This is a genomic window from Sivoneniella epilithica UHCC 1019 (genome assembly GCF_040830845.1).
Lineage (GTDB): Bacteria > Cyanobacteriota > Cyanobacteriia > Leptolyngbyales > Leptolyngbyaceae > ULC077BIN1.
This window is the reverse complement of sequence record NZ_JBFPDP010000006.1, coordinates 80,510-94,663: the sequence shown is the minus strand read 5'-3', so window position 1 is coordinate 94,663 and position 14,154 is coordinate 80,510. Positions and strand designations below refer to the sequence as shown.

The following is a 14,154-nucleotide window of genomic DNA, read 5'->3' as shown; positions in this document are numbered from 1 at the left end:
TGGAGTGAGAAGTTTGGAGTACGGTATGGAGTTCTAAGTTTTGAGTTCTAAGTTTTGAGTTCCAAATCTAGAGCTTTTTCGGACTCCGTACTTCCAACTCCGTACTCCAAAGATTGTGCGCCACAATCAAAGAACGCGGCTATCCTAGGTCTAGTTTGAACTGAACGAAGGAGGTTGCCAGCGATGAAACGGCAATTGTGGCTTGGCATTCTGGGTATCGTCACTTTAATAGTCGGTTGTGGTGAGTCAGGTGAAAAACAGGCTCAATCTGAGGCAAATCAAACGGCTGCACCTGATGCACAAAGTTTTTCAACACCGCTGATCAACTCTTCCCCCAAGCCGATCGCACGCTCTGTGCCGGGTTTGTTGCAGCCTACCAACGCAGCAACTCGCATTCCTAGTATTGTCACGGGTCGTCGCGATCCATTTGCGGTTGTGCCTGGTTTGCAGCCAATAGTCATCTCTTCCCGTTCTGCTCCAGCTAGGGTAGCAATATCGCCTTTACCTCGCAGTGTCAGCAAGCTGCCGTCTCAGCCACTTACTTCAGTGGGGCTTGTTCCATCGCTGCCGCTGCCTTCAATCGCGGTGGGTGCGTCTCCCAATTCTTTACCCAATTTATCTCCTATGCCACCCGGTAGCCTGCCGCCTGTGGTAATTCCAGTTGCGCCCCCATCACGGACTTCAGTTGCCGATGCGATCGCAGTGAACGGCGTAGTCCAAGTGGGTGGCAAATGGACTGTGATTGTGAAAGAACCGAGTGCTGTCTCTAGTCGGTATGTGGCTGTGGGCGAGTATTTAGAAAATGGCAAAGTGCTGGTGAAGCGAATTGTAGCAGCAGAAAGTGCCGATCCAGTAGTGGTATTACAACAGAATGGAGTTGAGATTCGTAAGTCCTTAGGGTAGGTTGTAGGGGTGCGAACACGGCGTTAAGTGAATCCACTAGCGCAACGAACCCACGAGGCATAGTCCAATGCAATCTGAAAGCCCATCGAAAGACTTGAAAGCGCACCTAGGTAAAAGTACTGAGCGTCGTAGCTTGGAGATGAACGGCAGCTATATTTGTCCAGTTTGTCGCCATGGCACTCTTGAGGCGATCGTGCTAATGGATGCTTATTCCTGCCATTTTTGTCGTCACATTTTTACGGCAGATCTACTCGAACAAACTGTTCGAGTAGAAGATAGCTCTCAACCTGCAACGTGGCGCTGGATGGGCACCCAATGGCAAGCCACAAATAGGGTTGATGTCGATTTGACGATCGCCGTCTGGCTGATGGGCGCTGTAATCAGCATCTTGCCGCCAGCCCTAATCTGGCTGTCTTCCCACACATTTCCACCTCTAGAAGACAGCGGTTGGTCTTGGTTTCCCACCGTTTGGATAGCACTTTCGTTTTCCATTCACTTTTTGATGGTGGCATGGCTTTTAGTAGAACATTACCAACTACCCGCTTATGTCGCCCTAAAAGTAAGGCTAGGAAACCTCTTTGGTATGAGATGAGTTTTCCGTATTTTCTAAGGCTAATGTTTCCATAGCAGTCTGAAGATCGGCTGTCAGGCGCTTCGCATTTTGTTTAGGAGAACCCTGACAATAGTCGGGAACGTGGAGCGGAGCGCCAATGACAACGCGAACACAACTACGCCAAGGAACTAAGGGACTGTTATAGTAAATGCTAATCGGGACAACCTGAATGCCAAGCTCAGTACGGCTGGTTTCTGCTTGAACCGCCAACCTCGCCAATCCTGGTTTCAGCGCTTGAACATGGGTTTCGCGATAAATATTGCCTTCAGGAAAAATAACTAAGGTTTCGCCTGATTCTAGTAGATTCACGCCATGGCGCAAACTCGCGATCGCGGGACGATCTGTGTTTACTGGAAACCCGCCCATCCGTCGAATAAACCAGCCTTGTAACCCGGTAACCTCGTTCGCCGACACCATAAAACGGAGATGCCGCCCGGTAATATCATGTCCTGCGGCATAAGGTAGCGTCATGGCATCCCATCTAGAGCGATGGGTTGGAGCCAAAATCACTGGACCGCTAGAGGGCAAATGCTCTCTGCCAACAACCTCAATCCGTTTGAAGTAAATCGGCAATACAAAATAGCGTCCCAATGGATAAAACAGCGCCATCAGCCAATGTAAAACTCGTGAAGGAGCAGGCGCAGCGGCTTTTCGACTAGGCGACAAATCAACCGAATCTAAGGGTTGAGACGCTGAACAGTTGCGCTCAAATACCTCAGATTTTGTTTCGTCATCAACAGAGAAAGCAGACTTAAAAAGCGATTCAACCGAGGACAGGGAATTAAGCGATCGCATGATACTAATGAAAAGCGGTTAGATGCAAAGATAGAAATAATTAATTTCTACCGTAGATGTCCTTAAATACCCTGTCTTCATGCTTGGGACAGTTTGAGGGGTGTCATGTGACAGATACCACCTTCACTAAAAGCGATGATCAGCAAACCATGCCTGCAATTGCTGACGACAGGAATTTTCTAAGATACCACCAATTACTGGAAACCGATGATTTGAACACGCACTATCCGGTAGATTTAACACGCTGCGAATGGCTCCCGCTTTGGGATCGTCTGCACCATACACGAGCATCCCCAGCCGTGCCAACACCAAGGCACCCGCACACATCGGGCAAGGCTCAAGCGTGACATACAGAATGCAACCATCTAAACGCCAAGTATTTAAGGCAGTGCCAGCAGCGCGAAGAGCAAGCACTTCCGCATGGGCGGTGGGATCACGATCTCGCTCTCGACGATTAGCCGCCTCAGCGATCGCCTTTCCCTGAGAATCCACAATCACCGCCCCTACGGGAACATCCCCTGCGTTTCCTGCCGCCTCAGCGAGGGCGATCGCCCGTTCCATCCAACGGCAGTGCCTTTGATACTCTGGGTCATCTAGTAAATCCTTCACGCCAATTATGCAGATTGCAGCAAGGGATCAAGCTGCCCTTGGGCATCTAGGGCGTAAATATCATCACAGCCGCCCACATGCTGATTGTTAATAAAAATTTGGGGTACACTACGACGACCCTGCGATCGCTCTGCCATGGCTGCTCGAGCGGTTTCATCTCCATCAATTTTGTACTCTGTGTACTTCACGCCTTTCCACCACAACAGCAGCTTGGCGCGAATGCAAAATGGGCAAGTTTGCCAAGTGTAAATTTCTACATTGGCGGTGATCTTTTTTGGATGGCGACCCAGCAAGGAGTTGAGGAGTTTCATAGGGAATGACGAATGACGAATGACGAATGACGAATGACGAATGACGAATTATGAATGGCGAATGACGAGTTCTGAGTTTTTGACTCCGCACATCGGACTTTGGGCTGTGCGCTCTGCTATAAACATTTTCCGTTGGGAAAACCTAGCTCAAATCGACTCTACTTTTTCAGTTAGGCGCTCTAGGCTCAATCGCAGAATTGATAAGCCTAAGATAAGCAAAAACATGACTAGCCCGATCGTACAAGCGTAGCTCATTTCCAGGTTTTGAAAAGCTTGCTCATAGAGGTAGTAGACCAGGGTTTTGGAGCTATTGCGCGGTCCACCTTGGGTCATGATGTAGAGTTCTTCAAAAGTTTTGGTGGCAGATATGGCAGAAATCACCGCCACTAGCAGCAGGTAGGGGCGCATCAGCGGCACCGTGATATCCCAATGTTTTTTGATGCCATCGGAGCCATCGATCGCCGCTGCCTCATACAAATCTTGGGGAATCGCCTGCAAACCTGCTAAGTAAATCACCATGTAATAGCCCAGCCCTTTCCACACCGTTACTGCCATGACGCTAAAAATTGCCAAAACGGGACTGGTGAGCCAAGGCACGGCTGGAATCGCCACCATCCTCAAAACCTGATTGAGTAAGCCATTGTCCGCATAGAGCCACTTCCAGGCGATACCCGCAACTACCATAGAAATCACCACAGGCACATAGAACGCGGCTCGAAACCATTGAATGCCACGCAGTTTTTGATTCACTAAAATCGCCAATGCCAGCGGAACGGTGACTAAAATTGGCACAACGCAAATTAGATACAGAAAAGTATTGCGGAAGGTTTGCCAAAAAATGGGATCAACCCAAAGGCGCTGAAAGTTCTTGAAGCCAATCCATACAGGCGGCTGGGTCAGGTCATATTCATAGCGGGTGAAGCTGAGAAAGAAGGCTTGTAGGGCAGGATAGAAAACCGTCAGGCTCAGCACCATCAACGCAGGTAGCAAAAACAGGTACGGCGTGAGCTTGGCTAGGAGGCGATCGCCATTTTTTGGTTTCCAGTTAAGCATAGAAAATTTTCGCAAGTCTTCTAGCTCATCATACTGGGCTGAAGGAGTGGGTTCTCCGAAATGGGCGATCGCGATTCCCAGTCTATTTTCTGTTCTTCATCAATTGGTCGTGTTCTAGAGTTGTTGTTTCAGGTCAGATAGGTGAGCCAAACTGATAACGGTTAAGGAACAATTCAATCACAATGTCCTGCATTACAACGGACTTGAAAAAGGGCGTTGCTGAATCGAGATATGAAATTCGTAGGGGCAATCCCTTGTGGTTGCCCTTCATCTCCGTCAGGGTAGGCACAAGACCTACCCCTACAGTCAAAAATCATGCTTCTATTCAGCAACGCCTGAAAAAGCAAATGGTTTTTCGGGCTAAGCGCTTAATGCGAGTGCGTCAGGTTAAATGCTTGCGCTCAATCTGCTGATTTGTTGCTTGACTTCAGGCAAATATCCTCGAGACTCATACTGCAAAATAAAAGTGCGCCGAGGGCACTGTGAGTGTGACAAGAGTAGTGCTGTTTGCCGTCTGGAGTTATGCCGTGTTTGATCACTTCAACGCCAGCCCATTGAGGGCAGTGAATCGGTTCTAACACGATGCTTGAGTCCTCTAGTATCGTAATCTTTGGTATCGAAAACAACAAATTTGAAACATTACCGTTTTGATGAATGTTGATAAGACTAGAAATGGTTAGAGGGCGATCGCTATGCACCCCAAACCAAAATAGAGTTTTGTTCAACTAATTTGTCAGTTCAACCGATACCGATTATGTTGGCACTCTGGACACTTGAAACAACTCAGTGCTAAGCATATGGGTGTGAGATGCTAAGTGAAGTTGTCTAAAAGGCGATAAATGGCACTAAAACAGGTTCCAAGGACGGCTGTGAAAGCGTGTGTTAAGCGCTACGGCACGTTTTTGATGCGCTATCCACCCGAAGAGCGGCAGGAACGAATGCAACTGTTGGCGCGCTGGCAGTGGATGCAGCCCGTTGTGGACGAAGTACAGCGAGAACTCTATCCACCAGCCGCGATCGCCCCTACTCAAAGCTTGCCTGCCTTCCCCTCGCCAATCGGTGGCTTAACCTACCAGCGCTATGCTTGCAAACAGGGCGATCCGCTTAGCTGTAATCTTTGCCAACCGACCACCCCAGAAGGAACTCCAATTCAAACCTGCCCAGGGTGCGATTTTCCGACCCTGCTGCCCGATAAAGCAGAGTTACGGGGGCAACGCGGCGGCTATCAGATTGAGCGCTGGCTGGGCAGACAGGGCAACGGACGGCTATATACCGCCATTCAACTCGGCAGCAATCAGCCAGTGGTTGTTAAGGAATATCTCCTGCCTCAGCCCTATTTCAATGCCGCAGCAAGCCAACAACAGAAAACAGCGTTCAAAAATTTGGCGGGATTAAGCTTAGCAGATGGCAGAGTCCAGGATTTTCGTCTAGTGCAAGCCCTTGATGCGATCGCGGATGATTTGCAAGCACGGTGCTATCTCATCCTGGATGAACGCGGCGCTTATCCCACCCTCAGCCGCTACTTCAGTCACGGAGCGCTGACCCATGCAGAAGTGCGCTGGGTCTTAAATCAAGTGCTGCAAACCCTAGAGTTTTTACATGGGCAAAAGTTTCGATTGCCCTCTGGTCAAACCCAAACAGGCATTGCCCATGGCAATATTAGCCTTCATAGTTTGCTGATTGGCAGTGAAAATGAGCCAGATGTGAGCTTGCAAAGCGCCACCCTGCAAAGTAATGGGATTCAAAGTAACGGGATTCAAAGTAATGAGATTCAAAATAACAGCCTTCAAAATGGCAGCCTTCTTGATCGCCCCCTTTCCAGCAGCACTCTTCCCCAAGGTCACGGGTCGAGCCGTCTGTTGGATGCAGCTTACTTCATTTATCTTTGTGATCTAGCCCTCTGGGAGCGCCTGTTTGACCCCATCATGCTGACTGCCCCTCCCGCTTCACCGACTCAAGATCTAATCGATTTGGGCTATGTTGCCTTTTACTTATTGGCTGGCAGGACAAGAACCGAGACGGGACAGCCCCTTGATCCGCGAAATCGCGAACACTGGCAGACGGCAGATCCTTTTTTGAAAAGTTTTATTTTGCGGTTAATGGGAATAGATGTGCCGTTTGAAAGCGCAGAAGTGGCGCGGCGAGAACTGGCGCGATCGCCCCAGCTAACGATTATGCCGCTATTCAATGACTCAGCGATCGCAGAAACGACTTCCAAGCCAAAAACTCCACTTTGGTTAATTGGGCTGCTGAGCTTGCTAGGAATCGGCATATTAGCCTGGGTAATCTGGCTCTTGCTGCCCAAACCCGACCCAACTCCTGACATCGCTGTTGCGCCCCAATTGGCAAATCTAAAAGATGTGGGCGGTATTCCTGCGGGCAAATTCACCTACACGGCGGCAACGGGCGGCATTTGGGGCTATGTGCTACAACAGCCTGATTTGATCCAAAAGGGGCAAACCCTAGAACAACGGCTGCAAGCAGCCCAACCCAACTTGCAGCTTGACTATCAACCTGTGGCATCACTAGAGGCAGCGATCGCCCAAGTACAGTCAGGCAAAGCCGCCTTTGCAGTGGTGCCCTTAATCGAACCATTACCCGACGATCTCAAAGCAACCGCGATCGCCCATGACGGCTTAGTATTTGTGGTCGCCTTCAGCTATTCCAACCGCGATAACAGCCTACCCAAGCAGCTTCAGGGCAAAATTAGCTTAGAACAACTCCAACAACTCTACAGCGGCAAAATCACCAATTGGCAGGAACTAGGAGCCTCAGTTTTGCCCGTTAATCTATATCAACCTGCCAACCCAGAATCCATCAGTGTATTTCATCAACGAATACTGAAACCAACCGCTGATGGGAGTAGCAGCCGTCAAGCCCTAGTCAAAACCTTGCCCGACTTTGAACTGTTTCGCACCATCATTCGAGATTTTGAATCGCGGCAAATTGGCGGCATTGGGTTTAGTTCCTTAAGCAAAGTGGTTGGGCAGTGTTCTGTCTATCCTTTAGCCGTGCAAACTGCCGCAAACACAGCAGTGCAGGCAGTGGTTTTGGATGATAACCGAGCGATCGACCCGGCGACTGATTTATGCGACAAAAAAGGCAGCTATCGACCTAGCGTGGAACTGATCACAAGTGGACGCTATCCTTTGGCATATCCGATCGCGATCGTCTCTCCTCGCCGCAACGATCGCCCTGCGATCGGCGAAAAATTTGCCGAAATGCTCAAAACCCGCGAAGGTCAAACCCTGCTTCACCAAACCGGATTAGTCCCCTTAAATTGAGTTTTGAGTTTTCCCTAAAACCCAATGCTAAAACCCGAAACCTGCCCCCGAAACCCGAAACCTAATTTGTTTCTGCCAACACTTCCTGCAAGCGGCTTCTAAACTCGCCTTTGGGATGTCCTCCCTTTACTTCTCCTAAAATCTTGAATTCCTCCGATTCTGGCGCGTCGCAAATTAGGTAAGTGGGCCAGCCCATTTCGGCTTTATCGGGGTACTGGCTCAACAAAATCTTGCGATATTTACGATAAGTAGCCAGATCTTGCATTTTGCAGTCAATGAACTGCAACCCTAATTCTTCCGCCACTTTTTGGTCATAAAATGCCATCTTGTGGCAAATTCCGCACTCTTCTGAAGAGAATTTAATCACGGCTCGGTTCATCAGTGGGGTACTCCTACGTCACATTTAATGACTACTATCCACTTATAAACCTAGCTAAGATAGATACAAATTGAATAAGTTTTTTGGTATCGGTAAAAGCATTGATAAAAAAAGACCCCAACCCATTACGGGGTCAGGGTGCTAAATTAGGGTGCATCTACCACTCCATCATTCTTGAGATAGGGAAGCAGTCCGGATAGTTTCTAAAAAAGTTTCTAGAGTATGGAAAATGGGTAAGCCATTTTGAAGGCGATCGCTGTATTTCACGGCTGTATCTCACAGCGATATTTTGGGAAGCAACCTCCGGGAAATTATAGTTAGCAAACTGACACAGACCCCAGTAAAGTTTACGCACGCTTCATCATAAAGTATGCATATTTGCAGAATCAGATCGTTATACGCCACAGTAGGGAAAGTTAGAAAGAACGTCAGTGAGTGGTTTCTAACAAGCCAAGGTTTTTTAGGATGTTAAATGAGCCTCCTAGAACCTCTGTAGCTTGCATGAAAAATCTATGAAGAGTTGATTCAAACTGCGTTTCTACCTGATTAATGCCGTCAGTAGTTGTTTACTAGAGATGGACACGATCGTACGCATCGCAACGGCAACGTCTATAGTCTTCTGGGAGGATAGTTGTGACCCAGGAATTTCACCTTTCTGTCACGCCAGTTCGAGAAAATGAATATTTGGTGCGAACTGAAGACGTTGCGCCCGGTGTGCCATTAGCAGAAGAACAGGTCATTTGGTCGGTCGAAGATTGGTTAACGGAAGCTAGTCTGTTAATGGGTGACCCGCTACTCGGCTTACTCCAGCATCGTAATATGGGGGGTGGACTCAACCCAGTATCTTTGCGATCGCCCACCGATGGCGCTCTATCCACCAACCTGGCAACCTTTGGACAACGGCTTTATAGTGCAGTGTTTCAAGGCACCATTCGAGATAGCTGGATGACGGCTCAAGGCATTGCCCAGCATCGGCGGGAACGACTGCGCTTTCGGTTAGGTTTGAAAGGAACTCGGCTGCATCGATTACCGTGGGAGGTACTGTATGCGAGCGATCGCCCCCTCGCCACGGGAACTGATGTCGTCTTTTCCCGCTATCATTCCAGCTTCTCCATTGTCAAATCCCATCGCTCTGACCCAAAAGCCTGGACGAACGAATCGCCCCACACGCTCAAAATCTTGATGGTTTTAGCTGTTCCTGCCGATCAAGATGCCTTGGCGCTCAAGCAAGAAGCAGAACAGCTAAAACAAGAACTGCAAGGCTCCTCCAGCGGTACGGGGCATCCCACGATTGAACTAACTATTTTGGAGCAGCCCGGACGAGAGCAACTGACTCAAGCCCTAGAACACAACCATTACCAAGTTTTACACTACGCCGGACATAGCAACCTCAGCGCGGCAGGCGGCAACCTTTACCTGGTGAATCGCCGCACGGGACTCAGTGAGGTGTTGAGTGGCGACGATCTAGCAGGACTGCTGGTCAACAATGGCATTCGCATGGCGGTGTTTAATTCATGTCGGGGCGGGTATTCAGCCACAGTAGAATCGAGCAGTGAAGCAGAGGGAAATCTGGCTGAGGCTCTGGTCAAACGAGGAATTCCGGCAGTGCTGGTGATGGCAGAGCAGATTCCGGATGAGGTGGCGCTGAATCTGAGTCGGTTATTTTATCGCAACTTAAAACAGGGCTATCCGGTGGATCTCAGCTTGAGCCGATCGCGACAGGGCTTGATTTCTACCTATAGCTCAGATCAGCTTTATTGGGCGCTACCGATCCTCTACTTGCATCCTAAATTTGATGGCTATCTACAACCCCTTCCAGCCAGTGCAGCCAACCACGGCATGTCGCTAGATACCCCTTCTGCTGGCGGATTGTATGACGGCAGTGAGGTAGCCCTATCTCAATTGTCGCCTCAGAGTCTTTCAGAGCGATCTCAACCCGCAGAAAATCCTTCCGTACCGCATCCGGTTGAACTGAGCGAAGCCGATTACCTCCTAGAGTTTGAAGACTTGGAGTTTGAAGACTTAGAGTTTTCGGTGGAAGAAGACGATGTCATCAAACTGGTCAATGCTTTAGAAAAAGCCAAAGACTTGGAGCTTGCCAAAGAACAAGCTCTGTCCTCTCGGTGGATGGATGAGGTTTCCGATAGCCCAACGGTGCTAGAGCCGGATGAACCCTTATTGCCTGCGATTCCTGGCGAAGATTTGTTGGCGGATGGCGATGCAGACACGAAGTTAGACGACTATTGGACGCTGCCTGATCATCCCGATTCGCCGCCTTCTGGTGGATCAGGTGGTTATTCCAATCGGGCATCTTTGTCTTTTTCTAACTACACCTCTACCGCTACGATCGCCCAGCCTGTGGATGTAAAAGTCTACTCTGAACTGGAAACTGTGCTAGCAGAAATGGGCACTTTGACCGATGCGATCGCGGCTGGAAACCGAGCCGTGCAGTCTAACCCAACGAGTGCTGAGGCATACATTAATCTGGGTTGGGCGCTCTATCAGCAGGGCTATTTAGCCGAAGCGATCGCGGCTTATCACCAAGCGCTACACCTCAACGCTGATTTACCAATTGCCTACAATCGGCTAGGATTGGCGCTTTATCAGCAAGGCAACCTCAGCGAAGCGGTGCAAGCATACACCCAGGCAGTGGAGCTAGATCCACACTATACCGATGCCAGCAACAATCTAAAGGCATTGTTGTATCGCCCTAGTCTGTCATCGATATCATCAGCCAAATTTCCAGCCCCAGTACCCGCTAAATCATCTCCAGTTGCGCCTATTGGCTCCAGTTGTGATTCTGCAAAACCCTCCTCAACGGCAACCAAACCCCAGCGATCGCTATTTTGGTTAGGGTCTAGTATTTTTGCGCTGTCTGCCTTGCTCGGTGGGTGGGCGTTTCATACCCAAATCTTAGACGCGATTCCTAGCATTCCCTTACCTCCAGGAGTGGCTCCAAGTCCTACTCCATCAGATAACAGAAATGACTTAAACCAGATGAGTTCTCCTGCCTTAGTCACTTTAGCCACCGAGCAGATTAGTCAAGGGAATATTGATCAAGCGCAACCCGCGATCGAATTACTCCTAGATCGACAATGGCGTAAAGAAGCAGAAACCGTTCTCAAAACAGTTTTAAGCAAAGATGAAGCAAATCCAATCATCAATTTTTTGAAAGGCAGATTGGCGTGGGAGCTTTGGCTGTCGGGCGATCGCTCGGGCGATCGCGCCCATAGCATTCAAACAGCACGTCGGTTTTGGGATGCTGGATTAAAAGCACAACCCAATCCCCGCTACCAAAACGCCTTGGGGTTTGCTTATTATGCGGAGGGCAAATTTGATCGCGCCGAACAAGCCTGGTCACAGGCGCTGATTTTATCTAGAGAAACCCCAAAGTCTACTGGTGACAATCTTGCCCCCAATCGGGAAACGTTGCAATCTTACGCCGGTCTAGCGCTAGCATCGCTCAAGCTGGCAGACAATCAAGCCCCCGAAAAGCAAGCCGCAGCCCGCAGCGTTGCGATCAAACTACGGCAACAAGTACTCACTGCCGACCCCGTAAACTTCACTCCCGCAGCCCTACGGCTGACCTGGATGTGGTCTGAAAAAACGATTCAAGACTGGGAATTGTTGTTAGCTTTGAAATGAAGCGGGTAGCGTCGTCGTAGATCCATAACATCAGCTAATCGTGCCTCACCCCAATCAAGCGGCGGGGTGTCTTCAAGCGGAGTCAGCGTGACTGGAACTGGCTCTGTCAAGTTGTTTGTCGCTAAATCGTTTGTCGCCAAAGAAGTCTCAAGATACTGGGTTGCAGCGACCCATTCCATGGCAAATGGTTGAACGTGCGGCGATCGCTCTGGTGACATAAAGGGCAATACTTCAACGGATTCATAGGATTGCAACTGCTTTAAAGGCTGTTTGGAAGGCTGTCTAGAACCTACTATCTGGCGCGGCGATCGCTCCTCTAGGGTTGGCTGTATCAAGGTTGGCTGCGTAAAGTTTGGCTGCATCATTGCGATTGTTTCTTCAAACTCACCCTCCAAAACACTCTCAGATGTTTGGATCTCAATTGGCTTAATGTACTGGGCAAGGACAAAACAGCTTGCAGTACAGCTAAGTGCGATCGCGCCAAACACCCACAGCGGCGGTCGTCCAGCATCGGGAACAGGTTTTGGCATTGGCTGAGCCGCTTTGATCTCGGAATCTTGAGCAATTGCTCCGGTTGGCATCTCGGCGTTAGGGTTCATTAAACTGCCAATGGCAAATCCCGAAGGCAAGGCGATCGCGATCCAGATCAGGCTCCAAAAAATAATGGGATGACGCTTCAAGCGATCGTTCAAGTTAAATAATGGCTGAAAATGGCTTCTCCGGGGTTGATTAAACGCCTGGAAATTCCCCTCACCTGATGCTTTCACCGTCTTAAAATTTGGCTGCTTTACCATGGAACTCAATAGACGAGTCGGGCAAAAATCGCTTAGTACACCTATATCTATATCTAAATTTAACATTCAAGCACTAGACCGTTGAAATGCCAGAAACTTTAAACGGTAAAGATTTCCCCCACACCCCCCGTTTTATTCATAGACTGGAAAGGGGAATTCTTGAAATCGGGTTCGGCTATCCAATGGAATTTTCGCTGGCTGATCTAACCAATTTTCGGGCAAATGTGCTGAGTCAAACTCCCTTGGGTCGATTATGTGGCACAAAGCAACGGTTTCGCGATCGCTACGAAATCTTGAAAATTTTAGGACGAGGGGGCTTTGGAGTCACATTCTTAGTCCGAGATGTGGTGCTTCCAGGAGAGCCGCTCTGTGTCATCAAGCAGCTTTGTCCTAAAGTGAGTGATGCTATTGCTTTGCAGCGTGCCCGTCAGCGATTTCAGCAAGAAGCTAAAACCCTGGCTAACCTTGGTAGTCATGCTCAGATTCCGCTCTTGCTAGATTATTTTGAGGCTGAAGGCGAGTTTTATTTAGTTCAAGAATTTATTCGCGGCAACACTTTAGCGAAAGAAGTGCGGCGATCTGGCACGTTTACTGAGACTGCCGTTAAACAGTTTTTGCGTGAACTTTTGCCGTTGCTGCAATACATTCATGATAATAATGTGATTCATCGAGATATTAAGCCGCCCAACCTAATTCGCTGTAAAGATGACGGTCGGCTGGTGCTAATCGATTTTGGTGCCGTCAAAGAACACATTGCCCAGACAGAAGAATCCAGTCTGCGGCACTCGACAACCCAGTTTGTTGGAACGGTCGGGTTTGCTCCGCCAGAACAGTTAGCATCCCGTCCGGTCTATTCCAGCGACCTGTATGCCGTAGGAATTACCTGTTTATATTTATTGTCTGGCAAATCACCGTTGGACTTTGACTATGAGTTCATGACTGGCGAAGTGCGATGGCGGGACTATGTTGATGTGAGCGATCATTTGGCGCGAGTGTTAAGCAGAATGCTAAAAATTTCTGCCCATGAGCGGTATCACTCGGCAACCGATGTCATGAAAGCATTGCAGTTAGAGGCAGACTGGGATACTCTACGCACCTGTATGACCGATGTTTCAACAGGGCTTCATGTTAAACCAGAGCCAGAGTTTATCCTAGAAGGCTATATTCCCCCGCTAATGCGTCAAGCTGAGGCAATTCGAGAGCGAAGAGCTAAATTTCAAGCTAGACAAGCCCGTAGCGATCGCGCTCATCTTAAGCTTTACACGAGTTCTGGCTTTTAAAGCCAAATGCCTTAGATGGTTATATCTAAAGCATTGATTGTTTAAAAGGGGTTTAAAGGAGATCTGAACCGCGATCGCATCCCTTAACACTTACATTTAGCACTTACTTCATTGCCACAGCGTTTACATCTACAAATGACCCTTCAGCCGCCGTAGCGTTTGCCGCAACTTCTGCATCAACCGGATCAACTGGAGCAGTTTCTTTCTTGCCCTTGAGTCGGGTGAGCAACACTTGAGAAAGTTCTGCTACCAATAGACCAGCAATCACGCCATCGTCAATCCAGCCAATGATTGGAAAAATATCGGGCGAAATATCCAGTGGGCTGATCAAATACAACAACGAGCCACCAATTACCCACCAGCGATATTTTGGGTTGCGAATCACATCGCGATACCACTTATACAAAGACTCAAGTGAGAAGTTCATTTGCTTAACCTTTGACTACACTGACTACACTATTGATCCTGCCAGATTCGATTTGAAAGAT

The 14,154-nt window shown here is 48.9% G+C and carries 12 protein-coding genes; 5 read left to right on the top strand and 7 right to left on the bottom strand.

Going from position 1 to position 14,154, the window contains the following annotated elements; all coding sequences use genetic code 11:
- Positions 1 to 183: 183 nt before the first annotated feature.
- Both AB3R30_RS05930 and AB3R30_RS05925 read left to right on the top strand, forming a co-directional pair.
- A complete protein-coding gene (locus tag AB3R30_RS05930; RefSeq protein ID WP_458648231.1) occupies positions 184 to 903 on the top strand; it encodes a hypothetical protein in 720 nt (239 codons plus the stop codon).
- A gap of 67 nt (positions 904 to 970) precedes the next feature.
- A complete protein-coding gene (locus AB3R30_RS05925; protein WP_458648230.1) occupies positions 971 to 1,495 on the top strand; it encodes a hypothetical protein in 525 nt (174 codons plus the stop codon).
- Here the strand turns inward: AB3R30_RS05925 and AB3R30_RS05920 are convergent.
- The 4 genes from AB3R30_RS05920 to AB3R30_RS05905 all read right to left on the bottom strand — a co-directional run bounded on the left by AB3R30_RS05920 (position 1,469) and on the right by AB3R30_RS05905 (position 4,284).
- Entirely contained in the window at positions 1,469 to 2,311 is an 843-nt protein-coding gene (locus AB3R30_RS05920) for a lysophospholipid acyltransferase family protein (RefSeq protein ID WP_458648229.1), read from the bottom strand. The genes AB3R30_RS05925 and AB3R30_RS05920 overlap by 27 nt on opposite strands.
- A gap of 126 nt (positions 2,312 to 2,437) precedes the next feature.
- Entirely contained in the window at positions 2,438 to 2,920 is a 483-nt protein-coding gene (locus tag AB3R30_RS05915) for a nucleoside deaminase (protein ID WP_458648228.1), read from the bottom strand.
- A gap of 5 nt (positions 2,921 to 2,925) precedes the next feature.
- Entirely contained in the window at positions 2,926 to 3,231 is a 306-nt protein-coding gene (grxC, locus tag AB3R30_RS05910) for a glutaredoxin 3 (protein WP_458648227.1), read from the bottom strand.
- Between the two features lie 147 nt (positions 3,232 to 3,378).
- The gene (locus AB3R30_RS05905) at positions 3,379 to 4,284 is read right to left on the bottom strand and encodes a carbohydrate ABC transporter permease (protein ID WP_458648226.1); all 906 of its coding nucleotides are present in this window, start codon (positions 4,282 to 4,284) and stop codon (positions 3,379 to 3,381) included.
- A gap of 839 nt (positions 4,285 to 5,123) precedes the next feature.
- On the opposite strand from AB3R30_RS05905, the gene AB3R30_RS05900 reads away from it, so the two are divergent.
- Complete coding sequence (locus AB3R30_RS05900; RefSeq protein ID WP_458648225.1) at positions 5,124 to 7,568, top strand: substrate-binding domain-containing protein; 2,445 nt, start codon at positions 5,124 to 5,126, stop codon at positions 7,566 to 7,568.
- 61 nt (positions 7,569 to 7,629) lie between these two features.
- On the opposite strand, the gene AB3R30_RS05895 is transcribed toward AB3R30_RS05900, so the two are convergent.
- On the bottom strand, positions 7,630 to 7,947 hold the full coding sequence (locus AB3R30_RS05895; protein WP_458648224.1) for a thioredoxin family protein: 318 nt from the start codon (positions 7,945 to 7,947) through the stop codon (positions 7,630 to 7,632).
- Between the two features lie 633 nt (positions 7,948 to 8,580).
- Here AB3R30_RS05895 and AB3R30_RS05890 point away from each other — a divergent pair.
- A complete protein-coding gene (locus tag AB3R30_RS05890) occupies positions 8,581 to 11,592 on the top strand; it encodes a CHAT domain-containing protein (RefSeq protein WP_458648223.1) in 3,012 nt (1,003 codons plus the stop codon).
- Here the strand turns inward: AB3R30_RS05890 and AB3R30_RS05885 are convergent.
- The gene (locus tag AB3R30_RS05885; protein ID WP_458648222.1) at positions 11,559 to 12,386 is read right to left on the bottom strand and encodes a hypothetical protein; all 828 of its coding nucleotides are present in this window, start codon (positions 12,384 to 12,386) and stop codon (positions 11,559 to 11,561) included. The genes AB3R30_RS05890 and AB3R30_RS05885 overlap by 34 nt on opposite strands.
- Positions 12,387 to 12,472: 86 nt before the next feature.
- On the opposite strand from AB3R30_RS05885, the gene AB3R30_RS05880 reads away from it, so the two are divergent.
- Entirely contained in the window at positions 12,473 to 13,666 is a 1,194-nt protein-coding gene (locus AB3R30_RS05880; protein ID WP_458648221.1) for a protein kinase domain-containing protein, read from the top strand.
- A 103-nt stretch (positions 13,667 to 13,769) separates the two neighbouring features.
- Here AB3R30_RS05880 and AB3R30_RS05875 read toward each other — a convergent pair whose 3' ends face one another.
- On the bottom strand, positions 13,770 to 14,093 hold the full coding sequence (locus tag AB3R30_RS05875; protein WP_458648220.1) for a YkvA family protein: 324 nt from the start codon (positions 14,091 to 14,093) through the stop codon (positions 13,770 to 13,772).
- Positions 14,094 to 14,154 lie beyond the last annotated feature (61 nt).

Bases quoted from the DNA above. Each gene is read 5' to 3' on its own strand.
- AB3R30_RS05875 (WP_458648220.1), bottom strand. From the start codon at position 14,093: ATGAACTTCTCACTTGAGTCTTTGTATAAGTGGTATCGCGATGTGATT.
- AB3R30_RS05900 (WP_458648225.1), top strand. From the start codon at position 5,124: ATGGCACTAAAACAGGTTCCAAGGACGGCTGTGAAAGCGTGTGTTAAG.
- AB3R30_RS05895 (WP_458648224.1), bottom strand. From the start codon at position 7,947: ATGAACCGAGCCGTGATTAAATTCTCTTCAGAAGAGTGCGGAATTTGC.
- AB3R30_RS05885 (WP_458648222.1), bottom strand. From the start codon at position 12,386: ATGGTAAAGCAGCCAAATTTTAAGACGGTGAAAGCATCAGGTGAGGGG.
- grxC (WP_458648227.1), bottom strand. From the start codon at position 3,231: ATGAAACTCCTCAACTCCTTGCTGGGTCGCCATCCAAAAAAGATCACC.
- AB3R30_RS05930 (WP_458648231.1), top strand. From the start codon at position 184: ATGAAACGGCAATTGTGGCTTGGCATTCTGGGTATCGTCACTTTAATA.
- AB3R30_RS05925 (WP_458648230.1), top strand. From the start codon at position 971: ATGCAATCTGAAAGCCCATCGAAAGACTTGAAAGCGCACCTAGGTAAA.
- AB3R30_RS05920 (WP_458648229.1), bottom strand. From the start codon at position 2,311: ATGCGATCGCTTAATTCCCTGTCCTCGGTTGAATCGCTTTTTAAGTCT.
- AB3R30_RS05880 (WP_458648221.1), top strand. From the start codon at position 12,473: ATGCCAGAAACTTTAAACGGTAAAGATTTCCCCCACACCCCCCGTTTT.
- AB3R30_RS05905 (WP_458648226.1), bottom strand. From the start codon at position 4,284: ATGCTTAACTGGAAACCAAAAAATGGCGATCGCCTCCTAGCCAAGCTC.